Origin of the sequence: Exiguobacterium sp. SH1S1, assembly GCF_004337245.1 — a bacterium.
Taxonomy (GTDB): domain Bacteria; phylum Bacillota; class Bacilli; order Exiguobacteriales; family Exiguobacteriaceae; genus Exiguobacterium; species Exiguobacterium aurantiacum_A.
On sequence record NZ_SJUZ01000004.1, the window covers coordinates 184,558 to 211,238 of the forward strand.

The following is a 26,681-nucleotide window of genomic DNA, read 5'->3' on the forward strand; positions in this document are numbered from 1 at the left end:
CATCTATGTCCAAACTCCTTTGACGAATCAATTCGTTATACACTTCGTCCATTATAACAAAATCGTCTGTTGAAAAAAGTGTCGAAGCGGAATCAGTCCAGAATCACAAAAATACGTCCCTCGACTTTCATCGAAGGACGTATGATCAAGTTTTTGAAGACGGCCGGCGCCGGTGTGTGAAGAACAATAGGCCGAGTACGATCAAGACGAGGCCAATCACAGTAGCCCACGTCTCGGTCGTGCCGGTCATTGGCAATGTGCCTTGCTCAGGTGACACGGGAGTGGTCGGTTCTGGTACGTATGCTTCCTCGTCTTCCCGTTCCGGTATCGCTTGTTTGACGTGGACTGTCGTTTCCGCCGACCGAGAGACGCGAGCTGCCTCGTTGACTTCAAACGTGAACGTGACCCGGTTCGTCAAAATCCCCCCGGCTCGAACATCGTATGACGGCAGCAACAATTTTTCTAGTTCGAGCACGACTTCCTCGCCCGGAATCAATCCGTTCTCGACTTCAGCGAGCGCTCGCATCCCGTCGCGGAGCACCTCTGTCGTCTCGCGTTGTTCTTTCACCGTCAAAGCGCCGCTCGTCCACTCTTCCACTACGTCGACGAAGTAAAGGGTGACGTTCGACGTATTCGTGAGCGTATACGTATAGAGGATCGTCTCGCCCGGATGAACCGTTTGCGGGTTTGCGACTTTCGTGACCGTGAAATCGAGCCGGTTGAGCAAAACGATTTGCTGACTTTCGGCGTTAACGACACGACCCGATTCATCAGTCGCAGCGACACGGAAGATGTTCCCAACTTCAGGATGCATCACTTGGTCGTAGTCGCTCGGCACATCGAGAATTACAGTCGTTTCGACGCGTTCGCCGGAAGCGAGACCATCGTCACCGATGAGCGCCGTCAACTTGCTGCGTACTTCCTCGTTGAAAGCAGTGACGGCATCGTCTTGAATCCCACCGCTGAAAAACTCGTCTTCAATCGACGTGATCGTCAACGTCGCATCGCCCGTGTTCTCGATGACGAACGTATAAGGGATGCTCCCTCCGACGACGGCTTGGTCGATGTTCGCCTCTTTGCCGACTTCAAGTCCGATTGCGACCGCTGGTTCGACCGTCGTCGCCGCGACTTCTTCGATCACCGGTGCTTCGGTTGCCGGTTCTGCCACTTCGCTCATTGGTTCACTGCTCTCGTCTGTGACATCAGGTTCTGCCATTTCGCTCACTGGTTCACTGCTCTCGTCGGTGACACCAGATTCTGTCACCTCGAGCGCTGGCTCTTCAATCGGTAGCTCTTCAATCGGTAGCTCAGCTGTAATCGCTGCTGGCGTAAACGAGTACGGCACGCCTTCCTCGTTATATAACGTGACTTGATCAATCAAGGACGTCTCGACTGCTTGAACGTCCACGATAAAACGCCAGACGTCCGCGGTCTCACGAACCCCATAATACGTAATATCGGCATAGACAAGACTAGCTTCGTCTAGTGTCGCTTGCTCTTCAGCGGTGAGATCGACTTGGACGTACAGCGTGCTCGTTTCCGTCGTGTCGCTTGCATAAAGAACGTTTGGTGCCCACATGCCGATGAGTAAAACGAATAACGTGATGAATGCCGTGAACCGTTTGGTGGCGCTACGCATGGTGGTCCCCTCCTCTAAGATGTATGTCCATCAGTGACAAAATGTCCCGACGACAGCGCTCTGGCACGGAGGGGAGATAGAGGGTGAGTGTGCACGAGTCGTGGTGTCAAGAGTACCTCGGTTGCAGAAAAATTTTACAATTTTGTTGTTACTATTCATTACCCGTCCACCACTTTAGTGAATCCGTCCATATACTGAGATTTTTATAAATCAAGTCAATGAAAAAAGACCCTCGCTTCTTTGAGGGTCTTCCGTTCAGACGTGTTCCGCTAAAAAGGCGAGCAGTTTCGATTCATCCCATACTTCGACACCGAGCGCTTCGGCTTTCGACAGTTTTGAACCTGCCTTCTCGCCAGCGACGAGGAGATCGGTGTTCTTACTGACACTTCCGGTCACGCTCGCGCCGAGGAGTTCTAATCGTTTTCCCGCCTCACCGCGTGTCATCTCATACAACTTCCCGGTCAAGACGACCGTCTTACCAGCGAGCGGGGCGTCGGCGGCGACGGACCGCTTCACTCCTTTGAACGTCAAGTTGACACCGGCCGTATCGAGTTCACGGACGAGTTCACGCGCCTCAGGCTTCTCGAAGTAAAGAACGATCGATTCCGCCATCTTCGTCCCGATCCCGTCAATCTCGATCAAAGCTTCAACCGAGGCGTCCATAATCGCGTCCATCGTCTCGAACCGCTCTGCGATGAGTGAGGCCGCTTTCTGACCGACGAGACGAATCCCGAGGGCGAACAACACCCGTTCAAGCGAATTCTGTTTCGATTGTTCGATTGCGGCAAGCAAGTTCGTCACTGACGTCTCACCCATCCGTTCTAAATCAAGGAGTGCTTCTCGCTCGAGGACGTACAAGTCGGCGACGTTATGGACGAGGCCGGCCTCATGAAGCTGGGTGATGACTTTTTCACCGAGACCGTCGATATTCATCGCTGGTCGTGACACGAAATGAATCAGCCCTTCGAGCAGTTGGGCCGGACATTCCGGGTTGACGCAGCGATGATCCGCCTCACCGTCTAAGCGGACGAGTTCGGACTCACAAGCCGGGCACCGGGTCGGGAAAACGATTTCTGCCTCGTTCCCGGTCCGTTCGCTGACGAGCGCGGACACGACGGCCGGAATGACGTCCCCGGCCTTTTTAATGACGACTCGGTCGTTGATCCGAAGGTCTTTCTCTTTGATGAAGTCTTCGTTATGGAGTGTCGCGTACGTCACGGTCGATCCCGCGACCGCGACCGGCGCGAACCGGGCCCGCGGCGTCACTTTCCCTGTCCGTCCGACACTGAAATCGACGTCTTCGATCGTCGTGACGACTTCTTCGGCCGGGAATTTATAGGCGACGGCCCAGCGCGGGCTCTTGGCCGTAAAACCGAGCTGTTCTTGTTCTTCGTAAGCCGCGACTTTGATGACAATCCCGTCAATCTCATACGGAAGTTCTGAACGTTTCGTCACGTACATCTCGATATAGTCCCACAGCTCGTCCGCTGTCCGACATGTCGTATATTCCCCGCTCACGGCGATCCCGAGACGCTTCAAGTATTCGAGCGACTCATCATGTGACGCGACGAGCTCATCGTTTGAGACGAGCCCATACGCGAAGAAGGCGAGATTTCGTGACGACGCGATCTTCGAATCGAGCTGACGCAACGACCCGGCGGCCGCATTACGCGGATTGGCGAACAACGGCTCCCCAAGGCGTTCCCGCTCGTCGTTCAAGTGTTCGAACGAACGTTTCGGCATATACGCCTCGCCGCGCACTTCGAACGTCACATCCTCATTCAGACGGAGCGGGATCGTGCGAATCGTCTTCAAGTTTTGCGTGATGTCTTCGCCTGTCGTCCCGTCTCCACGCGTCGCCCCGCGCTTGAGGCGACCGTCTTCGTATTTGAGCGAGACGGCAAGACCGTCGAACTTCAGCTCGGCGACGAACAACGGGGCATAGCCAAGATCTTTTTCAATCCGCTCGACCCACTCGATCAAATCGTCTTTCGAGAACACGTTGCCGAGCGAGAGCATCGGGGTATCGTGCGTCACTTTCACGAACGCATCGAGCGGGGCGCCGCCGACGCGTTGCGTCGGCGAATCCGGGCTCCTAAGCTCCGGATAGTCCGTCTCGATTTGAATCAACTCGTTCATGAGCCGGTCGTACTCGGCGTCCGGGACGCTCGGCCGGTCAAGCACATAATATTCATAGCCGTATTGGTTCAACTTTTGTCGTAACGTTTCGACGTGTTCTGTCATCTCCATACGATCACCTCACGCTTTTTCGATCGGGGCAAATTTGGCGAGCAGGCGTTTAATCCCGACTTGCGGGAAGGCGATATCAAGTTCGAGCTGATCGCCCTCGCCGCGTGTCTGAACGACCGTCCCTTGTCCCCATTTTTTATGATTCGCTTTATCCCCGACTTGCCAGCTCATCGACTCGGCACCTGACGATTGGGCGACTTTTGGCTTCGGTTTCGAGCTGAACCCGTTGACTGGCAACTTCCCAGGTGATTCGACCGGATTCCACGGCATCGCTTTCTTCGCTTTGCCGGAACGTTCGAGCAGCGTTTCCGGCAACTCGTGCAAGAAACGGGATTCCGGATTGTTTTGGAACCGTCCGTACAACATGCGCGACTGGGCCCGTGTCAAATACAGGCGTTTCTCGGCACGGGTGATGCCGACGTAGGCGAGACGGCGTTCTTCTTCCATCTCTTCCGGGTCATTCAACGAACGGCTGTGCGGGAACAACCCTTCTTCCATCCCGATCAAGAAGACGACCGGGAACTCGAGCCCTTTCGCCGAGTGAAGTGTCATGAGCGTCACTTGATGCAACTCATCGACCTCTTCAAGCGAGTCAAGGTCTGAGACGAGCGTCAAATCGGTCAAGAAGGCGACGAGCGTCTGCTCTTCGCTCTCCTTCTCAAAGTTTTGAGCGACCGAGAGAAATTCTTGTAAGTTCTCGAGGCGGCTCTCGGCTTCGAGCGTCTTCTCGATTTTAAGCATCTCTTCATAGCCAGACTTCTTCAGCACTTCTTCAATCAGTTCAGAGATCGACAAATAGTCTGCCATTTGCCGAAGGTCGATCATGAGCTGGCGGAACTCGGTCAGCTTCGTCGCCGCTCGCGGCGCGATGCCCGACAGTTCGATGTCGCGGATCGCTTCCATGAGTGAGACGCCTTGCATACCGGCGAAGTCGCCGAGCTTATCGACCGTCGCCGCGCCGATGCCGCGTTTCGGTTCGTTGACGACGCGGACGAACGAGAGGTCCTCGTCCGGATTGGCGATCAAGCGCAAGTACGACAGGATGTCTTTAATTTCCTTACGCTCATAGAACTTCGTGCCGCCGACCATCTTGTATGGGATGTTCGACTTGAGCAACGTTTCCTCGAGACCACGCGACTGGGCGTTCGTCCGATATAAGACGGCCATCTGGCCGTATTCGATGCCTTCTTGGCGCAGTTCTTTCATCTCGTTGATGATAAAGAACGCTTCGTCCCGATCGTCCGAGGCGACGTGGATGAGCAGTTTCTCTCCCTCGTCGTTATCGGTCCATAAGTTTTTGTCTTTACGGGTCGAGTTGTTTTTAATGACCCCGTTCGCCGCTTCTAGAATCCGTTTCGTCGACCGATAGTTCTGTTCGAGCAAGATGACGTGCGCGCTCGGATAATCTTTCTCGAACGTCAAAATGTTGGCGATGTCGGCCCCGCGCCAGCGATAGATCGACTGGTCCGAGTCACCGACGACACATAGGTTCTCGTGAGCGGCCGCGAGCATCTTGACGAGCGTATACTGGGCCCGGTTCGTATCTTGATACTCATCGACGTGGATGTATTGGAACTTCTTCTGATAGAACGCGAGCACGTCCGGGGCTTCTTCGAATAACTGGATCGCTTTCATGATGAGGTCATCGAAGTCGAGGACGTTGTTGTGTTTCAGCTTCTTCTCATACGCCGTGTAGACGTCCGAGATGACTTTTTCGTACGGATTGTTGCCGACGAGTCCGGCCGCGTCTTTCGCTGTGCGCAGTTCATTTTTATGGTTCGAGATCATGCCGAGTAACGTCCGGGGCTCGTACTTCTTCGGATCGAGGTTCAACTCTTTGAGCACTTGCTTGATCGCCGTGAGCTGATCGGACGAATCCAAAATCGAGAAGTTACGGTCGTAACGGATCCGGTCGATGTCGCGGCGCAAGATGCGCACACACATCGAGTGGAACGTCGAAATCCAAATGTCGTCCGCTACGCCGCCGACGAGACGGGCAATCCGGTCTTTCATCTCACGGGCTGCTTTGTTCGTGAACGTGATCGCGAGAATATTCCATGGCGCGATCTGTTTCGACGCCATCAAATAGGCGACGCGATGCGTCAACACACGTGTCTTACCTGATCCGGCACCAGCCATGATCAAGAGCGGACCGTCTGTATATTTGACCGCTTCTGCTTGTGGCGGGTTCATGCCTTTGACTAATTCTTCGCTTAAGTTATACATAGGGGGTATCCTTCCTTATTTCCAAACATTTGTTCTTATTTTAACGGACTACTTGCACAGTCGCAAGCGCCCCTTCGAGATTGTCGTAAATGATGTTGCCGACGACGATCGTGTCGGCGTATTCGGCCATCATCCGGGCCGTGTCGCTCCCGTCGATGCCGCCCCCATAAAACACGTGGGCATCGGGTAAAGCCAGCTTCACTTCTTTGACGACGTCAGGTGAACCGAGCGTGCCGCTATATTCGAGATAAAGCGACGGGAGACGGAACAGATGATGACCTGTTTCCGCGTAGGCGACGACTTCTTCAAGCGTCAACGTTGCTCTCGCCCCGGTCACAGCGGCCACTTTCGCCTCCGGATTCAAGACGATATACCCTTGCCCGGTCACGTTGTTTGAGTCAAACAGATGGCCGTACCGTTCGAAAGCCCGCATTTGATGACCGACGACCCAATCGACGGTGCCGGCGTTCAACACCGTCGGGATAAAGTAATGATCGAATCCACGGATGGCGTGTTCAGGATGACTCATCTCGAGCGCGACCGGAATCCCGCAACCTTGCAGCCGTGCGTAAAGGGCGAACGTGTTCTCCGCATCGACCCCGTCCGTACCACCGATGAGAAACGCGTCCGTACCTGAACGGACGAGCGCGGCAAGTGCCGATTCATCGAGCTGTTTGTTCGGGTCCAGTTTAAACACATGGCGCCACGTCTGAAAATCCATCCATCTTCCCTCCATTCGATACCTTCTCTAGTGTAGCGATTTTTAGGACAGGTTGCATCTGTTGGACAAAAAAAAGACTTGCCGAAGCAAGTCATGTACGTGCGGTCCGGCTACGCTCGCGCTCCGTCAACCATTTGGCGACGAGGAGCGCGAACAAACCATAGACCGGGACGAACCAGAGCGGGTTGGCCAAGAAAAAGCCAAGCACAGGGATATCGAGTAGCGGTGAATCCGGCGAACAAAGCGCCGTCCCGTTCACAACGGCGATAAACGGCAACACCGGAACAGCGAACACGTAACCGAAATTGATCCAAAATGCCTTCATGTCACAATCTCCTTAACCTAAGATAATCGATTCTTTCGGATAGTTGTACATTCGCTTCGGCTGTCTCCGTTGCAAGAGCAAGATGAAGGCGATGACACCGATCCGACCGATGAACATGAGAATGGTGAGCACCCATTTGCCGACATTGCTAAACTCCGACGAGAGCCCGACCGAAAGCCCGGTCGTCCCGAACGCCGAACACGCCTCAAACAAAATGCGCGTAAGCGATGCGTCCTCAAAGAATGTGAGAATCAACACCCCGGTCAGTAATACAGCAAGCGATACCGTGATGATCACGAACGCTTTCCAAATATCTTCGAGCACGATCTCACGTCCGAACACCTTGATCGATGAGTCCCCGCGAATGAACGCGATGACTCCGAGCACGGCGACGGCGAACGTCGTCGTCCGAATCCCCCCGCCGACAGAAGACGGCGAGGCCCCGATGAACATCAAGATGGATAAGAGCAGCATACTGCCTTCGGAGAACAAGTTGACGTCAACCGTCGACAGCCCTCCGTTTCGCGTCGTCACGGACTGGAACAACGAATCGGAAAGCGCGAGCCAAAGCGGTAAATCTTTGAACGCGTTATTGTATTCGAACAAGAACAGACCGACCGTACCTACGGCGATCAAACTGAAGAACGTTGATACCGTCAACTTTGTGAACAAAGAAAAACGACGCGGGAAGTTCTCGCTCTTGCGACTGATCCGGTTCGTCAAGTACGTCCGGATCTCGACGAGCACTGGGAAGCCGATCGCTCCGCCGGTCATGAGCACGATTTGCGTGAAGATGACGAACGGGTCTTCACGGAACGGTGCGAGCGAGCTGCCGGTAATATCGAACCCGGCGTTCGTCGTCGCACTGATCGAACCGAATAAGCCTTGCAGGAACGCCTCTCCGGCCGTGTCAAAGTAGTTTAAGTAATGGACCCCGAGCAGGATCGCCCCTACCGCTTCAATCGCGATAACGGTAATGACGATTTCCGCGATGTATTTGACGATGCCAGACATCGACGTCTGGTTCTGGTCGCGCAAAATCAACTGGCGCTCGCGGAATCCAATTCGTTTCCCGAGCAAGATCCACATGATGACGTGGAGACTGATCAAACCGACCCCACTCACTTGAACGATGAATAAAATGATGAACAGTCCGAACGTCGAGAACGTATCGGTCACGACGATCGGGGTGAGTCCGGTGACACTGACGCAACTGACCGCGAAGAAGACGAGATCGGTGAACGTGATGGTGACACCAGGTTGTCTTGCGATCGGCAGAGCCAATAAAACCACGGAAAGGACGACCGCCGCGCTATAAATTAAAACGAGCGTCTGGACTGGCGTCAATTTCCGGAAAAATAGCTGTAAATTTCGCTTCATGAACTTATCTTGCATCTCGCCCCTCCTCTCCATCAAAAACAAGATGACTCTTACGAGTCACCTTCTGATTGTTGTAGACGTTCAAGGGCAAGATCATAGCCGCCTGACCCGTAATTCAAGCAACGCTTGACGCGGGAAATCGTGGCCGTCGAAGCACCTGTCGCTTCTTCAATTTTATGATACGTGCTGCCTTCACGAATTTGGCGTGCCACTTCTAACCGTTGGGACAACGCCTGCACTTCGTTGACGGTCGCTAAATCTTCGAATAGTTGATAACAGTCTTCGAGTGTGTCGAGCTTCAAAATCGCTTCAAAAAGCTGATCGAGCTCTCGTCCTCGTAATTTATCGAGTTGCATCCGCAAGCATCCTCTCTCATCGTACTTCTTTATCATTCTAAAGCACGACCGGCTCGGACTCAACTGTTCATCGTAAAATCGCCGGAAATAGTATTTGTTTTTTCATAACTTCGTATATACCGAGCGGTGTCGCCCGGACGTAAGGCAAGTGGGTCGACGCCAGGAACAGCAACGTATAGACCGGGTCCTCGAAGTGATAGCCGCGGGCAATCAGCTCGGCACGCAACCGTTGTTCTTGGACAATCAATTGTTCGAGCGGCTCTGTCGAAGTCATCCCGCAAAGCGGTAACGGGATTTCCGCGATGATTTCCCCTCTGTCGACGAGGACGATCCCGCCGCCGAGCTCTTTCATCCGTTCGAACGCCATCAACATGTCTTGTTTACACTTCCCGAGGATCAAGTAGTCGCCGCTGATCGAATACGAGCTGACAAGACCGCCGAAATCGTTAGCGAACCCTTTCAGCACCGTATTGAGCCGCCATTTTCCTTCTTTATCTAACAGCATCAAGAACGATTCGTCGCAGTCGCGCGGCAGTTCGTCTTGACCGGTGTCGTGTGTGATTTTAAACAGCTTCATGATGACCGAATTGACCATATCGAGACCGACCGGCATGCTGAACGATAAATCGTTTGGCGTCAAGTCGATCGTGACGTCGGTCGCCGGCATGAGCGCGAGCGCCGCCTCGATGAGTTCGTTCGGGAAGAGCGAAGCCCCGTCCCGGTAGATCCATTGGCCTTTAGCGATGACGGCCGACGGACGCGGCTCATCGATCGCATCGAGGATGTTCAGGTGGGCGATCCGTCCCGGCGCAATCGAGCCGAGGACGTGATCGAGTCCGAAATGCCGCGCCACGTTGAGCGACACGATCCGATACGCCTCGATGGCAGGCAGACCCGCCTCGATCATAATCTTCACGAGCGCGTCCTGAAGGCCGTCTTGATAAAACCCAGGGGTCGAACCGTCCGTCGTCACCATCAAGTGGTCGTACGCTTCGAGACCTGCGTCCAATAACCCGCGGATCATGCCCGGCAAATCGGGACGGATCGACGAATGGCGGAGCGTCGTCGTATAACCATGTTCGAGTCGGCATAACGCCTCGTTCGCCGTCATCGCCTCATGGTCGCTGTGAACACCCATCAACGCCATCTTCGTCAACGTCTTCGCGGACGCGCCTGGGAAATGTCCTTCGACCGGGAGACCGCACGTCTCCGCGTCGAGCATCCATTGGAGCATCTCATCGTCACCTTTTAACGTACGCGGCCAAGCCGTCAATTCTCCGGCCATGACGACGTCAGGATGATTGAACCACGCGTGGACGCGCTCCGAGTCGACGAGGACGCTGTCGCGGTCGAGCTCGGTTTGCGTGTCGAGCCGAGCCCACCAATACGTGCTCGTCGGGAGCTGTTGAATCGCCTCGAGTTGCGCAAACGCTTGCTCCTTGTCTTGTAAAAAAAGAAGCATGTTATCGTTCACGAGCGTCGTCGTACCCCGCTCGCCTGCATACTTCGACAGCGTCGCCGGATTATAAAGTTGGAACGGATGCGCGTGCGGCTCGATGTAACCTGGTACGATATATTTCCCGGTCATGTCGACCGTCTCGACGGCCGAATCCGGCACGTCTGGTCCGACGTAAACGATGCGGTCGTTTTCAATCCATATGTTAGCCTGTTTCCACTGTTTCACGTACACGTTTAAGTATGTGGCATTTGTCAATACGAGCGAAGGTGGTCGCAATTGATCCACGACTTCAAGTTGTGAGCGAATCATCGCTTTTGACCACGGTGCCCGCGCCGATCGTTTTAAAGGCATCGAACCCAGTCCTCCCTTAATCGCTTCAATAGTATCAAAAAATAATATTGTAAGCGTTTTCTTTCATTTGTTTCAAGTTTACCTTTTCTATGAAACACCTGCAAGCTATGTTGCCAATTGTAACGGAATTCACACGAAATTCACATAATAAAGACGCCTCTTCACAGAGGCGCCTTCACCAATCGTACATCGTTGCCGTTTTCTTCAAATAATGCTCCAGTTGCGCGAGCGGAACCGGCTTACTGTAATGGTAGCCTTGAATCAATGAACCGCTATGCTCGAGCACGAACGCGAGCTGTTCCGGACGTTCGACCCCTTCGGTGACGATGTCGAGCCCGAGCGTATGGAACGTCTGGTAAAGTCCTTCGAGGAGGGCCCGGTCGAACGTGTTCTCGGGAATCCCTTTGACGAAGTTTTGATCGATTTTGATGATGTCGAGTTGCAGCGATTGCAAGAACGACAGCGACGATGTGCCGACACCGAAGTCGTCGAGTGAGATCTTGACGCCGATCGCTTTGAGCGAACGGATGAACTGTTGCAGCTCATACAAGTTACCCCCGACCTCGCTCTCCGTAATCTCGACATGGAGCAGGAGCGGGTCAAACCCTGTTTCATGCAACACATCCTCTAACTCCTGAAGGAACGAACCGTCCGAGATTTGACGCTTTGAGACGTTGATCGACAAGAACAAGTGATGGCGGGCTGCGTGCTCTTTCATCTCCAATATGGACTGCCTGAGTACCCAGCGCCCGATGTCCGAGATGAGTCCCAGCTGCTCCGCAATCGGGATAAACAGCCCCGGCGAAATTTGTCCTTTCCCCGGATGGTTCCAGCGAATGAGTGCCTCGACCCCGCGGACAGCGAACGGGCGCGGGGACACGATCGGTTGGTAGTACAGTTCAAACTCATCATGTTCAAGCGCGTAGCGTAAGTCACGCTCCATCTCGAGCGTCTGGAGATAGTGGCTTCCATCCTCGATGTCTTGGAACGACAAGGTCCGATTTTTACCGGACAGCTTGGCCTCATGGATGACGACGTCGAGCCGTCCCATCATGACTTCGTACGTATGATGCGACTCGCGACAGGCAAACACATCAAGACCGATCGTCGCAGCCATCCCTTTGACACCGTTCATGTCGGACCAGTCTTTCAAGTCTTTCGTCAGCCGTCGCGCGATCGGCTTCAATTCTTCGAGTGTCCAATCCGGATGCAAGAAAATGAACTCATCCGCACCGAGCCGGGCCGCAAATCCGGCTTCTTTATAGAAATTCAAACGCGACGCGATATAAATCAAGACGGCATCACCGGTACGGTGACCGAACTGGTCGTTGATACGTCGGAAGTCGTCTAAGTCTAAACCGATCACACCGATCCGTTCATGGCTCCCCCTCACGGTCGAAAAATAGTCTTCGAGGGCGAGCCGGTTCGGCAGTAACGTCAACGCATCGCGAAACGCGCGATCGAGCACTTCTGCCCGCGTATCTTCGAGTGCCGAGAGCACTTCGTTCATGCTCGTCGCCATCTGTTCGATCTCGTCTCGGCTATGTTGATCTCGACGCAGACGGAGCCGGCTATCGCGCTCGACCGTGATGTGTTTCAACTCATCGACGATTTCCATCACCCGCCGAATCACGACATGATGAATCGTCCATAGAAGCGACAAGAACAGACCTAACGCTAAAGCAAGCAACGACAACATCCCGAGCCTCAGCATCGAGATCGTGTTCTGGTAATGGGTCGGTTCGACGATAAAGCCGACTTCAAAGTCTGCCGTTTGAAAGACGGTATCGAGTGGCACGACGACCTCGGTCCCCTCGTTTTTGAGCGTCATCTTCGTCTCACTATGTTGGACAGGCTGCATCGTCAGCTGAATTTTCGTTTGGGCGCTTAAGTCTGCCAAAAAATCCGCGTCAACAAATTCAAGCATGACGAGCGTTCCTTGAACAGGTCCGCTCGTGTCACTCCGTAAGATCGGGTGACTGGCGTATAGGATCGGTCCATAGTCGCTGTCATATACACCGTCTTGTTTTTCTAGGCCCGGGCTCAACCGATTCGTAATATCTGAGATGATCGTTTGCCGATCCGCTTTAGACAACGGGGCGTCTTCTTGACGGAATGTCGAATAGTGGACCTCACCTTCACGGTTCAAGTACACAATCGCTTGCACACTCAAGTTTTCGAGCGACTCCTCACTTATATTGCTCGCTATGTAAGAATCGTTCTGATTTTGAATGAACGCATACGTGTCGTTCCAAACCGCCCAGTCGACGAGCGTCCGTTCAAGCGTACTTTTTCGATTCGCGAGCGTCTCGGTCACACTCGCAATTTGACTCTCGACCGTTTGACGGTCTTGCTCCATGCTTTTCTCGATAAAGTAGGGACGAATCACAAAAAAGATGACACTGACAAACACAAGTATATTCACGGCAATCGCAATCATCAGCTTCGTCCGAATGCGCACGTCGACCACCTTCTTCCTTCAATCTACTTCACCATTGTAGAGCAGGAAGCCGGTATTCCCTTTTTTTCGCATGAAAAAAAGGATGGGTTGACCCATCCTTTAAAAAATCCGCGCAAGCGCCCGTCCGCCGATGTCTCGACGATAGAACGTGTGCGGTAATGTTAACTGTTCGAGCGCGGCGTAAACGGCCGTCTTCGCTTCAAGCAAGGTCGGTTTCGTCGACGTGATGACGAACAGTCGCCCACCGTTCCCGATGATGTGACTTCCGTCGCGCGTCGTCCCCGCATGAAACACGAGCACGTCTTTCGGTAAGCGCTCAAAATCCGAGAGCACTTGCCCCGTCGTCGCTCGCTCCGGATAACCGGCGGCCGCGACGACGACACCGATTGTATACCCGTCAAGCCATTCAATCGCATACGGTCGTTTAGCGACGGCCGCCTCGATGACGTCAAGGAGCGGCGACACCAAATTCGGGAGGATGACTTCCGTTTCCGGGTCACCGAACCGGGCGTTGAACTCGATTACTTTCGGTCCGTCTTCCGTCAGAATCAGACCCGCATATAAGAATCCTTCGAACGGCGTCCCCCGCTCCACCATCTCCCGCGCGAGCGGGACGAGCACACGTTCCACCGACTCAACGTAAACGGCTTCCTCTAAATGAGGCATCGGGCTATACGCCCCCATCCCGCCCGTGTTCGGTCCTTTGTCCCCGTCGAACGCGCGCTTATGGTCTTGCGACGTGATCATCGGGATGACGTGTTCACCGGAGACGAACGCCATGAGTGAAAACTCTTCCCCGTCCAAAAATTCTTCGATGACGACGCGTGACTGGTCACCGAACTTGTCGGTCGCGAAGATGTCATGAATCGCCGCACGTGCCTCATCGAGCGAGAAGGCGACCGTGACCCCTTTACCGGCAGCGAGACCGTCCGCTTTGACGACGAGCGGTGCCCCGATTGACTCAATATAAGCGAGCGCCGCTTTCGCTTCCGTGAACGTCTCATAAGCTGCTGTCGGGATGTTCGCTTCACGCATGATTTCTTTGGCGAACGCTTTGCTGCCTTCTAGCAACGCCGCTGCTTTCGTCGGTCCAAAGATGCGTCGTCCGCTCGCGTTGAACGCATCGACGACACCCGCCATGAGCGCTGACTCAGGCCCGACGATCGTCCAATCGATGTCTTCGGTCTCTGCGAAGCGGACGAGTGCGGTGACGTCCGTCTCTTCAATCGGCACACACGTCACACCGTCCATGTTCAAGTTACCCGGGGCGACGAATACGTCATGCCCGTCTTGTCTCAACTTCCACGCGAGCGCGTGTTCACGGCCGCCGCGGCCAATGACGAGTACGTTCATCCTCTTGCTCCTCTCAATGTTTGAAATGTCGGACTGAAGTGAACACCATCGTGATGCCGTGACGGTTCGCCGCTTCAATCGACTCGTCGTCCCGAATCGAACCACCTGGCTGGATGATGGCCGTAATGCCGGCTGCAGCTGCAGCTTCGACCGTATCGCCCATCGGGAAGAACGCGTCGCTGCCAAGCGCGGCACCGACTGCACGGTCCCCTGCCTGTTCGAAAGCGATTTTCGCCGCACCGACCCGGTTCATCTGTCCGGCACCGATGCCGATCGTCGTCTCGTCTTTCGCCACGACGATTGCGTTTGATTTCACGTGTTTGACGACACGCCACGCGAGCTTCAAGTCTTCCCATTCGGCCGCCGTCGGACGACGGTCGGTCACGATTTGGCACGAAGCATCGTCGAGTATCATGTCGTCGCCGTCTTGGACGAGGAGACCGCCCGCGACTGCCGTCAGACGCATGCCTGTCATCTGCCCCATCTCAAGCGTCAATAGACGTAAATTCTTTTTCTCTTTCAATCGGTCAAGTGCTGCCTCACTAAAGGATGGGGCAATGACGATCTCTAAGAAGATGTTGCGGAGCGCTTCTGCCGTCTCGAGGTCGACTTCACGATTGAGGGCGACGATACCGCCGAAAATCGAGATCGGGTCGGCCGCATGGGCGCGAGCGAACGCTTGGCTGATCGTCCGACCGACAGCGACGCCGCACGGGTTCATATGTTTGACGACGACCGCTGCCGGTTCCGTCAATTCGCTGAGCGCCTCGAGCGCCGCGTTCGTATCTTGGATGTTGTTGTACGAGAGTTCTTTGCCGTGGAGTTGCACCGCGTTGGCGAGCGTCATGCCGTCATAGAGCGGAGTCTTATAGAACGCCGCCTGTTGGTGCGGGTTCTCCCCGTAACGAAGGTCTTGGACTTTTTCGTACGTGACCGTCAGCTGTTCTGGGAACGTTTCGCCGATTTGCTGACCTAAATAGTCGGCAATCAAGGCGTCGTACGCCGCCGTATGACGGAACGCCCTCAAAGCGAGTCGTTGCCGCGTCTCAAACGACGTACCGCCATTCTGAATCTCTGCGGCAACGTTGCCGTAGTCGGCCGGGTCGACGACGACCGTCACGCTGGCATGGTTTTTCGCGGCTGAACGGAGCATGCTCGGGCCACCGATATCGATGTTTTCAATCGCCTCTTCATACGTCGCGTTCTCTTTCGCGATCGTCTCTTTGAACGGATACAAGTTGACGACGACGTAGTCGATCGGCTCAATGTGGTGATGTTTCATCTGTTCGACGTGTGAATCTAAATCACGGCGTCCGAGCAGACCGCCATGGACGAGCGGATGCAGCGTCTTGACACGTCCGTCGAGCATCTCGGGGAACGATGTCACTTCCGAAATATTTTTCACGGGCAGTCCGGCCGCGACGAGTGCCGCTTCCGTCCCACCTGTCGAGATGAGTTCGATGCCCGCTTCGTGCAAGACGCGCGCGAGTTCGACGATACCTGTTTTATCTGACACACTCAGTAATGCTCTCACTTGAAAACCTCCTGTTGGTTCAACACTTGTTGTAATACGCGTGGATAGAGTTGGTGTTCGATCGCTTGAATCCGGTGGGCCGCCTCGATACGGTCACATCCCGCGATGTCGACTTCTTCTTGCGCGATGATTGGACCCGTGTCCATCCCGGCGTCGACGTAATGGACGGTGACACCGCTCGTCGACACGTTCGCGGCAAGCGCTTGACCGATTGCATCTTTTCCTGGGAAGGCCGGCAAGAGCGACGGATGGATATTGATGATCCGACCCGGATACGCCGCGAGCAGCACATCCCCGATTAAACGCATATAACCCGCCAAGACGATATAGTCGACGTGTAGCGCTTCTAACAGAACGAGCAGCTCCCACTCAAACTCTGACTTCGACGCATACGCCTTCGGCTCGAACGAGAACGTCTGGATATGATGACGGTCTGCCCGCTCGAGCACTTTCGCCTCAGGCTTATCCGTGACGAGGAGCATACACTGTCCGCTCAGCTCGCCGCGCTCAATCGCTTCCCAAATCGCTTCGGCGTTACTCCCAGATCCAGAGGCGAAGATAGCGAACCGCTTCACTGGTCGACCCCCATAATCCGGACGCCTGGTTTCGCTTCGACTTTGCCGATCCGATGCGACGTCTCGCCGATCCGTTCGAGCGCGGCTTGTACCGTGTCGACGTCTTCGGGACGTACCGTAATCATGAAGCCGATGCCCATATTGAACACGTTGAACATCTCTTGCTTCGACACGTGGCCGACTTGTTCGAGCCAGTCGAATACCGGCAGGCTCGGCCAGCTTGATGCGTCAAACGTGACACCAAGACCTTCAGGCAGCATGCGCGGCACGTTCTCATAGAAACCGCCACCAGTGATGTGGGCCATCCCTTGGACGAGTCCGGTCGAAATGGCCGCTTTCGCCGCTTCCGAATAGATGCGGGTCGGTAGCAATAAGGCGTTCCCGAGCGTCGTATCGAGCATCGCGATTTCATCCGTGTACTCGAGCCCTTGCGCCTCGACGATGTGACGGACGAGCGAGAAACCGTTCGAATGGACACCTGACGAAGCTAACCCTAGAACGATGTCCCCCGCTTCGATCGTCCGTCCGTCGATGAGTAACTCTTTCTCGACGACACCGACGGCAAACCCGGCGATATCGTACTCCCCGTCCGGATACATGCCCGGCATCTCGGCCGTCTCGCCGCCGACGAGGGCACACCCTGCTTGGACGCAGCCTTCGGCCACACCCGCGACGATGCGTTCGAGCTTCGCCGGTTCCGCTTTTCCAGTCGCGATATAGTCTAAGAAGTAGAGCGGTTCGGCTCCGTGGACGAGACAGTCGTTGACGCACATCGCCACGCAATCGATTCCAATCGTATCATGTTGGTCGAGCGCGAACGCGAGTTTTAGCTTCGTGCCGACCCCGTCCGTCCCGCTCACGAGGATTGGATGTTTCAATTGCATCGAGCCGAGATCGATCATCGCCCCGAAACTGCCAAGTCCGGTCATCACTTCTGGACGCATCGTCCGTGCGACGTGACGCTTCATGCGTGACACCGCTTCATAACCTGCCTCTAAATTCACACCCGCTTGTTCATATCTTAAACTCATCGTCAGTCCCCCTCAAGCTTTTGTCTCTGTCACAAGTTCCGCCAGTTCAGTTGGATAAAGTCCGGTGAAGCAAGCGGCACACTGCCCGCGCAAGTTTCCTTCGAACGGTCGGCCGATCGCTTCGACCGTACCGTCTAATGTGAGGAACGCTAATGAGTCGGCCCCGATCTCTTGTTTAATCTCTTCGATCGATTTGATGGCCGCGATCAACTCGTCCTTTGATGATGTATCGATACCGTAATAGCACGGATGTTTGATCGGTGGTGACGTGATGCGCACATGTACCTCGGTTGCCCCTGCTTCCCGCAGCAACTTGACGATGCGACGGCTCGTCGTGCCCCGGACGATCGAATCATCGACCATGATGACACGCTTGCCGTTGACAACCCCACGTAGCGCCGACAGCTTCATCTTGACGCCGCGCTCACGCAATTCTTGTGACGGCTGGATGAACGTCCGCCCGACGTAACGGTTTTTGATGAGACCCATCTCGTACGGGATCCCGCTCGCCTCGGCGTACCCGATGGCTGCCGAGATGCTCGAGTCCGGGACACCGGTCACGACATCCGCCTCGACCGGTGCCTCGTTGAACATCTTTTTCCCCATCGCCTTACGGGCCGTATGCACGTTGATCCCGTCGATGATCGAGTCTGGCCGCGAGAAGTAGATGTATTCCATTGAACACATCGCCCGGACCGCTGCTTCACTGTAACGTTCTGAGACGATCCCGTCTTTCGTGATCATCAACAGTTCGCCCGGTTCGACGTCACGTACGTACGTCGCCCCCACGACGTCGAACGCGCACGTCTCTGAAGCGAACACGAACGCCCCGTCTTCAGTCTTTCCGAGCGAGAGTGGACGCAAACCATGGACATCGACGCCGACGTAGAGCGCGTCTTCCGTCAAGAAAAGAAACGCGAACGCGCCGACGAGACGCGCCAAGCTGTCCGAGATCCGCTCTTTCAACGAGTTGCCGCGGCTCCGTTTGATCAAGTGGGCGACGACTTCCGTGTCAGACGTCGTCTGAAAGATCGCCCCTTCCGCCTCGAGCATATGCTTCAACTCGTTGGCGTTGACGAGGTTGCCGTTATGCGCCATCGCAAGGTCCCCGGTGAGCGATTTGAAATGGAGCGGTTGGACGTTCTCAAGCGTGTTGCCGCCCGCGGTCGAATAACGGACGTGACCGATGGCGTGATGTCCCGTGAGGGCATCGAGCGACGCCTCATCGAACACTTCGGCGACGAGACCGAGCCCGCGTTTCGCGTGCAGGCGTTCGCCGTCAGCCGTGACGATGCCCGTCCCTTCCTGACCTCGGTGTTGCAGGCTGTGCAGTCCGTAGTAGGCGAGGTGTGACGCTTCGTGGTGATTGAACACCCCGAACACCCCACACTCCTCGTTCATGCCTCGGATGTCATATAACATGGAATAGCTCCTTCCCATACACGTTCAAGTTCAGTGACGTCCATTTCAATTAACCGATCGCTCGAGCGGACCGTCAGTTGCGCCGCTTCGGTCACTTGACCGATTCGTGTGGCGTTCGTCAATTTGGCGAACGTGTCCGCGTGAATTGGCGCGACCGTGACGAGGAAGCGCGACTGTGACTCGCTGAACAGTGTCGTCACGAGATCCGTGTCGATGCTGACGTCTGCACCGAGCCCCGTTCCGAACACGAGCTCAGGAAGTGCCGCTGCTAAGCCACCTTCTGACACGTCGTGAGCTGCCGTGACGAGTCCTTGACGAATTGCCGTGAGCAGAGATTGCTGGTGACGGCTCTCGATCTCGAGGTCGAGCGTCGGTGCTTGTCCGCTCACTTTTCCGTCTTGCAACATTTGTAGCGCACTGCCGCCAAATTCAGGCTTCGTATCGCCGAGAAGGAAGATGACATCTCCCGCTGTCTTGGCGTGTGACGTCGTGATATGTTCCGGCTTCGTGATCAAACCGACCATGCCGACGACCGGTGTCGGGTAGATCGCCGTTCCGTTCGACTCGTTATAAAGTGAGACGTTCCCGCCGATGACCGGTGTGTCGAGTGCTAAACACGCCTCGGCCATACCTTCGACGGCTTGGTCGAGCTGCCAGAACCCTTCCGGTTTGTCCGGACTCCCAAAGTTCAGGCAATCGGTGAGCGCAAGTGGCTCGGCACCGCTCGCGATGATGTTGCGCGCCGCTTCAGCGACCGCGATGGCACCGCCGACGCGCGGGTCGAGGTAGACATACTTCGCGTTACAGTCGGTTGTCATCGCGAGCGACTTGTCCGTGTCACGGATTCGGATGACGGCCGCGTCGCTACCTGGTGCGACGACGGTCGACGTTTGGACCATATGGTCATATTGCTCGTACACCCAGCGTTTCGAAGCAATCGTCGGCATCGCGAGGACATCTTTCCACGTCGCGAGCACGTCTGTGACGACCGGTTGAACCGGCTCCATCGCTTGGAACGCCTCGTAGTATGCTGGAACTTTTGACGGTTTATGGTAGACTGGCGCATCTTCCGCGAGCGCGTCGACCGGCACTTCAGCGGCTACTTCGCCGTGATGGACGAGACGGAGCACTTTCTGCTCGATGACTTCGCCGATCTTGATCGCATGAAGTCCCCACTTCGTTACGATCGCTTCGATCTCGTCTTCGTGTCCTGCCTTGACGACGAGGAGCATCCGTTCTTGTGACTCGGACAACATCATCTCGTAAGGCGTCATATCCGTCTCACGTTGTGGGACGAGGTCGAGGTTCATCTCGATACCCATGCCCGCTTTCGATGCCATCTCAGCCGAAGACGACGTCAGACCGGCCGCACCCATGTCTTGAATGCCGACGAGGGCCGGATGTTTGATGACTTCAAGACACGCCTCGATCAACAACTTCTCCATGAACGGGTCGCCGACTTGGACGGCCGGGCGTTTCTCATCGGCGTCTTCGCCGAGCTCTTCAGAGGCGAACGTGGCACCGTGAATGCCGTCGCGTCCCGTTGTCGCCCCGACGTACATGACCGAGTTGCCGACCCCCTCGGCAATCCCTTTTTGAATGTCTTCGTGGCGGATGAGGCCGACACACATCGCGTTGACGAGCGGGTTGCCGGCGTAGGCCGGGTCGAACGCGACTTCTCCGCCGACCGTCGGGATGCCGACACAGTTGCCGTAGCCGGCGATGCCGGAGACGACATGGCCGAAGAGATGTTTCACACGTGATTCGTTCAAATCTCCGAAGCGGAGCGAGTTGAGGAGTGCGACCGGACGTGCGCCCATCGAGAAGATGTCGCGGATGATCCCGCCGACACCTGTCGCCGCACCTTGATACGGCTCGATGGCCGACGGGTGGTTATGGCTCTCGATTTTAAAGGCGACCGCCTGACCATCGCCGATATCGACGATTCCAGCCCCTTCACCGGGTCCTTGAAGGACGTGTTTTCCGGTCGTCGGGAATTTACGGAGCACTGGCTTCGAGTTTTTGTACGAACAGTGTTCAGACCACATGACCGAGAATAAACCGATCTCGGTGTAGTTCGGGTCACGGCCTAAGAGCGAGACGACGAGTGCGTATTCGTCGTCAGTGAGCCCCATTGTGGCATACAGTCTTTGTTCACGGATGTGCGTCGCTGTCGGTTCAGTTGTAAGTAACATGTCGTGTCCCCCATTTTACAATCGAAGTGAATAACCGTTTGCCGTCTTCTCCGCCGAGCATCGCCTCGACCGCTCGTTCCGGGTGCGGCATCATGCCGAGCACGTTTCCTTGTGCGTTCGTGATGCCCGCGATGTTCGCGACCGATCCGTTCGGGTTGTCTGTGTAGGTGAAAGCGATCTGGCCATTCGTTCGCAATGTCTCGAGTGTTGCTTCGTCACAGTAGTAGTTGCCTTCTCCATGTGCGATCGGGACGCGAATCGTCTCGCCCACCGCATAATCGCTCGTAAACATCGTCTCGTTCGTCTCGACTTTCAGTTCGACCGTCTTGCACATGAACTTCAAATCACGGTTGCGCATCAATACGCCGGGTAGGAGTCCTGCCTCGACGAGCACTTGGAACCCGTTGCAGACGCCGAGTACCGGACGTCCCTCTTCAGCGAACCGCTTCACCTCACTCATGATCGGTGAGAACTGGGCGATCGCGCCGCAACGCAAGTAGTCCCCGTATGAGAACCCGCCTGGTAACAGCACACCATCAAAACCGACAAGTGACGTCTCCGTGTGGAATACATATTCCGCTTCCTCCCCGAGCACGTCTTTGACCGCATGATACATGTCGAGGTCACAGTTTGATCCCGGGAAGACGATGACTGCGAACCTCATGCGAGTACCCCCATCTCGATCCGATAGTTCTCGATGACCGTGTTGACGAGTAATTTCTCGCACATGTCACGGACCATCGCCTCGGTCGTCTCGTCTGCGACTTGAAGTTCGATGACTTTACCGATCCGTACCGATTCGACGCCTGTGAAGCCGAGATGCTCGAGTCCGCCTTTGACGGCGACGCCTTGTGGGTCAAGTACACTTTCACGTAATGTCACGTACACGTTTACTTTTTTCATTGGTCAGTTCCCCCTATGCGTGTTAACAATTGGCCGTACGTCTCTGTCAGTGATCCGAGGTCTCTGCGGAACACGTCTTTGTCGAGCTTTTGTTTCGTCTCTTTATCCCACAGGCGACACGTGTCGGGCGAAATCTCATCGGCGAGGATGATCGTGTCATCGAGTTTACCGAACTCAAGTTTAAAGTCGATCAAATCGATACCGTGTCCGTCGAAGAAGTCGAGCAAGACATCATTCACCCACAACCCGAGTTGTCGCAATGTTTCGACTTCTTTGTGTGTGGCGACTTGCAGTAAACGGATATGGTCCTCTGTTAAAAGCGGATCTCCGAGTGCGTCATCTTTATAGTAGAACTCGACGATCGGCGACAACAGCGGCGTCCCTTCTTCCCAGCCGAGCCGTTTAGCGAGACTCCCTGCGGCGACGTTGCGTACGACGACTTCGAGCGGGATGATGTCGACGCGGCGTACGAGCTGCTCGCGGTCTGACAGTTTCTTGATGAAGTGGGTCGGAATCTTGTTGTCGTGCATGAGCTCGAACAAACGCGTCGTGATGGCGTTGTTCAACACGCCTTTCCCTGCGATCGATTCTTTTTTCTCTCCGTTGAATGCCGTCGCGTCATCTTTATAGTAGACACGGAGCACACCTTGTTCTTCTGTCTCGTATAACGCTTTCGCCTTACCTTCGTAGATTGCTTCCATCTGTATCGTCCCCCTTTAAAGTGAGAGGGGCATAGCGCCCCTCAACGATCACAAACCACAGCGTTCAAAGATTGTATCGACACGACGTACGTGATGGCTCGGGTCGAACAGGTCATCGAGCTCGTCACTCGTGAAGAGTGCGCCCATCTCTGCATCTTGCTCGATCAACGTCCGGAACATTGTCTCTTCTTCCCACGCTTGCATCGCTTTCGGTTGGACCGCGTCATAAGCGGCTTCACGTGACCAGCCTTTCTCGATCAAGGCGAGCAGGATGCGTTGCGAGAAGATGATGCCGAACGTCCGGTCCATGTTGCGGCGCATGTTGTCCGGGAACACCGTCAAGTTCTTCACGATGTTGCCGAAGCGGTTGAGCATGTAGTTCAGAAGGCCGGTCGCGTCCGGGAGGATGATCCGTTCCGCTGACGAGTGCGAGATATCGCGTTCGTGCCAAAGCGGGACGTTCTCATATGCCGTCACCATATGACCGCGAATCACGCGGGCAAGTCCCGTCATGTTCTCCGAACCAATCGGGTTACGTTTATGCGGCATCGCCGACGAACCTTTTTGACCTTTGGCGAAAAACTCTTCGACTTCACGTGTCTCTGTCTTTTGAAGGCCGCGGATCTCGGTCGCCATTTTCTCGATGGATGTGGCGATCAAAGCAAGCGTCGACATGTACTCGGCGTGGCGGTCACGCTGTAACGTCTGTGTCGAGATCGGGGCTGCTTGAATCCCTAACTTGTCACACACGTACGACTCGATGAACGGGTCGATGTTAGCGAACGTCCCGACGGCGCCGCTCATTTTTCCAAACTCGATCGTCTCGCGTGCGGCCATGAACCGTTTCTTGTTTCGCTTCATCTCTTCGTACCAGAGTGCGAGTTTCAAACCGAACGTCGTCGGTTCTGCGTGGACTCCGTGTGTACGACCCATCATGATGTCATATTTGTGGGCTTTCGCTTTCTCGGCGAGGATGTCGATGAAGCGATCGATATCGGCTTCAAGGATGTCATTCGCTTGTTTGATCAAGTACGATAGCGCCGTATCGACGACATCAGTCGACGTGAGACCGTAATGGACCCATTTCTTCTCGTCTCCGAGCGTCTCTGAGACGGCCCGTGTGAAGGCGATGACGTCATGGCGCGTCTCCTGCTCGATCTCAAGGATACGCTCGACATCGAATGATGCCTTGTCCCATAATACGTTGACGTCCTCTTTCGGGATGACGCCTAGTTCGCTCCACGCCTCGCAAGCGTAAAGCTCTACTTTGAGCCATGCATCAAACTTGTTCTCATCTGTCCAAATCGCCGCCATCTCGGGACGGGTGTAACGTGAAATCATAAAACGGTCTCCTTCCAAATTGCCAGTTGTTCGATGGTGTGAAGCGCGTCCTCGACGGTACTGCCGAGCACGTTCAAGTGCCCCATTTTCCGTCCGGGTTTCGCTTCTTCTTTTCCATACAGATGTAGTTTAACATTCGATGGTAACGTTTGTGGGTTCACTTTATCCATATGTTCGCCGAGCAGATTGACCATGACGACCGGTGTGTACTGTGTCGTCCGTCCGAGTGACATGCCCGTAATCGCGCGGATGTGTTGTTCGAACTGTGACGTCTCGCATGCATCAAGCGTATAGTGTCCTGAATTGTGAGGACGTGGCGCGAGCTCATTCACGTATAGCTCGCCGTCTTCCATCACGAACAGTTCGACGGCGAGCGTACCGATCAATCCAACATGGTCAGCGAGCTGAAGTGCTAAATGGCGCGCATCTTCTAGAATGTCCATGTCGAGCCGGGCCGGAACGATCGATAAATGTAAGATGTTATTTTGATGGATGTTTTCACTGATTGGGAATGTTGTCGTCTCATGTGCGCCTCTCGTCACGATGACCGAGATTTCTTTTCGGAATGGCAACCACGCCTCGGCGACATATTCATCTTCATTGAACTGTTCTATGAACGCGCGTACGTCCTGTGATGTCCGGAGCACGGTTTGCCCTTTCCCGTCATAACCGAAGCGGCATGTTTTGATTACCAATGGGAGTCCTAGCAAATCTTCGGCCCGGTAAACGTCCCGTACCGATCGGACCGGCACGTAAGGTGCGACATGCAATCCGGCCGCCTCGATCATCTGTTTTTCGAACAGACGATGCTGCGTCGCTGTTAACACGTCCATCCCTTGCGGACATTTATCGGCAATCGCCTCAATCATCGCTGAGTCGATATTTTCAAATTCGTACGTGACGATGTCCGAACGGCCTGCTAGTTCTTTTGCCGCTGAGATGTCGTCGAACCCGGCGACGATACTCGGTGCGACTTGTGCTGCCGGAGCCGTCGGGTTCGGGTCGAGACTGAGCGTCTCGTAACCCATTGCGCTCGCACTGAGTGACATCATCCGCCCTAACTGTCCTCCGCCTAATATCCCGATTCTCATTAGACGAGTTCCTCCGTTCCGCGCAGCGCCATGTCTCGTTTTTGTTGACGATACGTTTCTAGACGATCGATGACTTCAGGGAATTGAAGACTGAGAATTTGAGCGGCAAACAGTCCGGCGTTTGTCGCTCCGGCTTTTCCGATGGCGACCGTTGCGACAGGAACACCTGCTGGCATCTGAACGATTGACAGTAACGAATCAAGTCCGTTCAGTGCTTTCGATTGAATCGGGACTCCGATGACCGGAAGCGTCGTCTTCGCTGCTACCATACCCGGAAGGTGGGCCGCCCCGCCTGCACCGGCGATGATGACGTGTATCCCTCGTTCCCGAGCCGCTTCGGCGTATTGGAACATCAAGTCCGGCGTTCGATGCGCGGAGACGACTTGTTTTTCGTATGGAATGTCTAACTCTTCTAGCGCGTCGCACGCATGCTTCATCGTCTCCCAGTCAGAAGAACTTCCCATGATCACACCTACTGTTGCCTTCACATCAACGTCCCCCTTAAATAAAGAAATCCCTAAACTGATTAAACAGTTTAGGGTATAGGCCATGACAAAAAAATGTCGGCTATACCCCATAGTCTGATCAGAATCGGTGATCAGGTAGAAACTTGCAAGCCATTTCCTTGCGATTATATGGAGCAATATTTGATTTTCTTAACTCACAAGCCTATCGTACCTTGTTCTTTGAAAACATGTCAACAAACAGCGAACAATTTAATTGTCTGAATATTTATCGTTCGTCTTTACGATGTTTTTACAAAAACAAAAAAACCGCCACGCATTCGTGACGGTTTGGCATTATGGTTTGAGAGCGACGCACTCAAATAAGATTGATTGATGAGAATGAACAGGTTCGTCTTTGGTTCCCGTTTTTTCAAAGACAGGCTTTTCAATCCTTCGTACCGGGCGATACCCCATTTGAGCGATTCGGTCTAAACACTCACCGACTGTCTCGTTTGGCTCGACGTATACTTTGATTTTCTTGGCCATCTGTTATTCCTCTCCTTCATTTGAGTCACGATACAAAATACAAAAAAGCGGCGGCCCTTGAGCGAATGCTCCAGAACCACCGTTTGCCTGGCGACGTCCTATCCTCACAGGGGGAGACCCCCAACTACTTTCGGCGCTGAAGCGCTTAACTTCCGTGTTCGGCATGGGAACGGGTGTGGCCGCTTCGCTATCGCCACCAGACAAGGGATTGTTCCCTGAAAACTGAAGACTCATCAAGTTCAAACCGTTTCTAGATCAAAGCCTCGACCGATTAGTATCATTCAGCTCCACACGTCGCCGTGCTTCCACCCATGACCTATCTACCTCATCGTCTCTGAGGGGTCTTTCTTGATTGCTCAAAGGGAAATCTCATCT

The 26,681-nt window shown here is 54.7% G+C and carries 22 protein-coding genes, 2 rRNA genes and 1 riboswitch; all 24 genes read right to left on the reverse strand.

Translation table 11 applies throughout. The features are described 5' to 3' along the window. Positions 1 to 145 precede the first annotated feature (145 nt). Positions 146 to 1,639: an LPXTG cell wall anchor domain-containing protein gene (locus EVJ23_RS09890; RefSeq protein ID WP_131465808.1), complete on the reverse strand. Its 1,494-nt coding sequence runs from the start codon at positions 1,637 to 1,639 to the stop codon at positions 146 to 148. A 255-nt stretch (positions 1,640 to 1,894) separates the two neighbouring features. After that, the gene (gene ligA, locus EVJ23_RS09895) at positions 1,895 to 3,889 is read right to left on the reverse strand and encodes an NAD-dependent DNA ligase LigA (RefSeq protein WP_131465778.1); all 1,995 of its coding nucleotides are present in this window, start codon (positions 3,887 to 3,889) and stop codon (positions 1,895 to 1,897) included. Between the two features lie 9 nt (positions 3,890 to 3,898). Then, positions 3,899 to 6,115 carry a DNA helicase PcrA gene (gene pcrA, locus EVJ23_RS09900; protein WP_070328812.1) on the reverse strand — a complete coding sequence of 739 codons (2,217 nt, stop codon included), beginning with the start codon at positions 6,113 to 6,115 and terminating at the stop codon, positions 3,899 to 3,901. Positions 6,116 to 6,155: 40 nt separating this feature from the next. After that, positions 6,156 to 6,836, reverse strand: coding sequence for a heptaprenylglyceryl phosphate synthase (pcrB, locus tag EVJ23_RS09905; RefSeq protein WP_070328811.1), 681 nt, complete (start codon positions 6,834 to 6,836; stop codon positions 6,156 to 6,158). Between the two features lie 91 nt (positions 6,837 to 6,927). Beyond that, positions 6,928 to 7,161, reverse strand: coding sequence for a hypothetical protein (locus tag EVJ23_RS09910; RefSeq protein ID WP_016509263.1), 234 nt, complete (start codon positions 7,159 to 7,161; stop codon positions 6,928 to 6,930). 12 nt (positions 7,162 to 7,173) lie between these two features. Then, the gene (locus EVJ23_RS09915; RefSeq protein ID WP_083274110.1) at positions 7,174 to 8,556 is read right to left on the reverse strand and encodes a TrkH family potassium uptake protein; all 1,383 of its coding nucleotides are present in this window, start codon (positions 8,554 to 8,556) and stop codon (positions 7,174 to 7,176) included. Between the two features lie 35 nt (positions 8,557 to 8,591). Continuing rightward, on the reverse strand, positions 8,592 to 8,897 hold the full coding sequence (locus EVJ23_RS09920) for a YerC/YecD family TrpR-related protein (RefSeq protein ID WP_016509246.1): 306 nt from the start codon (positions 8,895 to 8,897) through the stop codon (positions 8,592 to 8,594). 67 nt (positions 8,898 to 8,964) lie between these two features. Further along, the gene (locus EVJ23_RS09925; RefSeq protein ID WP_131465780.1) at positions 8,965 to 10,707 is read right to left on the reverse strand and encodes an adenine deaminase C-terminal domain-containing protein; all 1,743 of its coding nucleotides are present in this window, start codon (positions 10,705 to 10,707) and stop codon (positions 8,965 to 8,967) included. Positions 10,708 to 10,882: 175 nt separating this feature from the next. Further along, the gene (locus EVJ23_RS09930; protein WP_236633754.1) at positions 10,883 to 13,168 is read right to left on the reverse strand and encodes a bifunctional diguanylate cyclase/phosphodiesterase; all 2,286 of its coding nucleotides are present in this window, start codon (positions 13,166 to 13,168) and stop codon (positions 10,883 to 10,885) included. Between the two features lie 99 nt (positions 13,169 to 13,267). After that, positions 13,268 to 14,521, reverse strand: a complete 1,254-nt coding sequence (gene purD / locus EVJ23_RS09935) for a phosphoribosylamine--glycine ligase (protein WP_131465784.1) — start codon at positions 14,519 to 14,521, stop codon at positions 13,268 to 13,270. A 13-nt stretch (positions 14,522 to 14,534) separates the two neighbouring features. Then, a complete protein-coding gene (gene purH / locus EVJ23_RS09940; protein ID WP_131465786.1) occupies positions 14,535 to 16,055 on the reverse strand; it encodes a bifunctional phosphoribosylaminoimidazolecarboxamide formyltransferase/IMP cyclohydrolase in 1,521 nt (506 codons plus the stop codon). Beyond that, the gene (gene purN, locus EVJ23_RS09945; RefSeq protein ID WP_071399056.1) at positions 16,052 to 16,630 is read right to left on the reverse strand and encodes a phosphoribosylglycinamide formyltransferase; all 579 of its coding nucleotides are present in this window, start codon (positions 16,628 to 16,630) and stop codon (positions 16,052 to 16,054) included. Before purN ends, purH begins: the two co-directional genes overlap by 4 nt. Continuing rightward, positions 16,627 to 17,661 (reverse strand): phosphoribosylformylglycinamidine cyclo-ligase, encoded by a 1,035-nt coding sequence (purM, locus tag EVJ23_RS09950; RefSeq protein ID WP_070328805.1) that lies wholly within the window; start codon positions 17,659 to 17,661, stop codon positions 16,627 to 16,629. Before purM ends, purN begins: the two co-directional genes overlap by 4 nt. Positions 17,662 to 17,673: 12 nt before the next feature. Next, positions 17,674 to 19,083, reverse strand: coding sequence for an amidophosphoribosyltransferase (gene purF, locus EVJ23_RS09955; protein ID WP_071399054.1), 1,410 nt, complete (start codon positions 19,081 to 19,083; stop codon positions 17,674 to 17,676). Then, entirely contained in the window at positions 19,059 to 21,278 is a 2,220-nt protein-coding gene (gene purL / locus EVJ23_RS09960) for a phosphoribosylformylglycinamidine synthase subunit PurL (protein WP_131465788.1), read from the reverse strand. Before purL ends, purF begins: the two co-directional genes overlap by 25 nt. Beyond that, positions 21,262 to 21,942 carry a phosphoribosylformylglycinamidine synthase subunit PurQ gene (gene purQ, locus EVJ23_RS09965; RefSeq protein WP_070328802.1) on the reverse strand — a complete coding sequence of 227 codons (681 nt, stop codon included), beginning with the start codon at positions 21,940 to 21,942 and terminating at the stop codon, positions 21,262 to 21,264. Before purQ ends, purL begins: the two co-directional genes overlap by 17 nt. Continuing rightward, entirely contained in the window at positions 21,939 to 22,181 is a 243-nt protein-coding gene (gene purS, locus EVJ23_RS09970) for a phosphoribosylformylglycinamidine synthase subunit PurS (protein ID WP_021065194.1), read from the reverse strand. Before purS ends, purQ begins: the two co-directional genes overlap by 4 nt. Continuing rightward, complete coding sequence (gene purC, locus EVJ23_RS09975; RefSeq protein WP_131465790.1) at positions 22,178 to 22,882, reverse strand: phosphoribosylaminoimidazolesuccinocarboxamide synthase; 705 nt, start codon at positions 22,880 to 22,882, stop codon at positions 22,178 to 22,180. The genes purS and purC overlap by 4 nt, the downstream gene beginning before the upstream one ends. A 48-nt stretch (positions 22,883 to 22,930) precedes the next feature. Then, positions 22,931 to 24,223, reverse strand: a complete 1,293-nt coding sequence (gene purB, locus EVJ23_RS09980; RefSeq protein WP_131441204.1) for an adenylosuccinate lyase — start codon at positions 24,221 to 24,223, stop codon at positions 22,931 to 22,933. Then, positions 24,220 to 25,314 (reverse strand): 5-(carboxyamino)imidazole ribonucleotide synthase, encoded by a 1,095-nt coding sequence (purK, locus tag EVJ23_RS09985; RefSeq protein ID WP_070328799.1) that lies wholly within the window; start codon positions 25,312 to 25,314, stop codon positions 24,220 to 24,222. Before purK ends, purB begins: the two co-directional genes overlap by 4 nt. Continuing rightward, on the reverse strand, positions 25,314 to 25,802 hold the full coding sequence (purE, locus tag EVJ23_RS09990) for a 5-(carboxyamino)imidazole ribonucleotide mutase (RefSeq protein ID WP_131441206.1): 489 nt from the start codon (positions 25,800 to 25,802) through the stop codon (positions 25,314 to 25,316). The genes purK and purE overlap by 1 nt, the downstream gene beginning before the upstream one ends. A gap of 69 nt (positions 25,803 to 25,871) precedes the next feature. Beyond that, positions 25,872 to 25,973, reverse strand: a riboswitch (purine riboswitch). 141 nt (positions 25,974 to 26,114) lie between these two features. Continuing rightward, positions 26,115 to 26,306, reverse strand: a complete 192-nt coding sequence (locus EVJ23_RS09995) for an NETI motif-containing protein (RefSeq protein WP_034809046.1) — start codon at positions 26,304 to 26,306, stop codon at positions 26,115 to 26,117. Positions 26,307 to 26,391: 85 nt separating this feature from the next. Continuing rightward, positions 26,392 to 26,507: ribosomal RNA gene (gene rrf / locus EVJ23_RS10000) — 5S ribosomal RNA — on the reverse strand. A 50-nt stretch (positions 26,508 to 26,557) separates the two neighbouring features. Next, a 23S ribosomal RNA gene (locus tag EVJ23_RS10005) occupies positions 26,558 to 26,681 on the reverse strand; the annotation flags it as partial.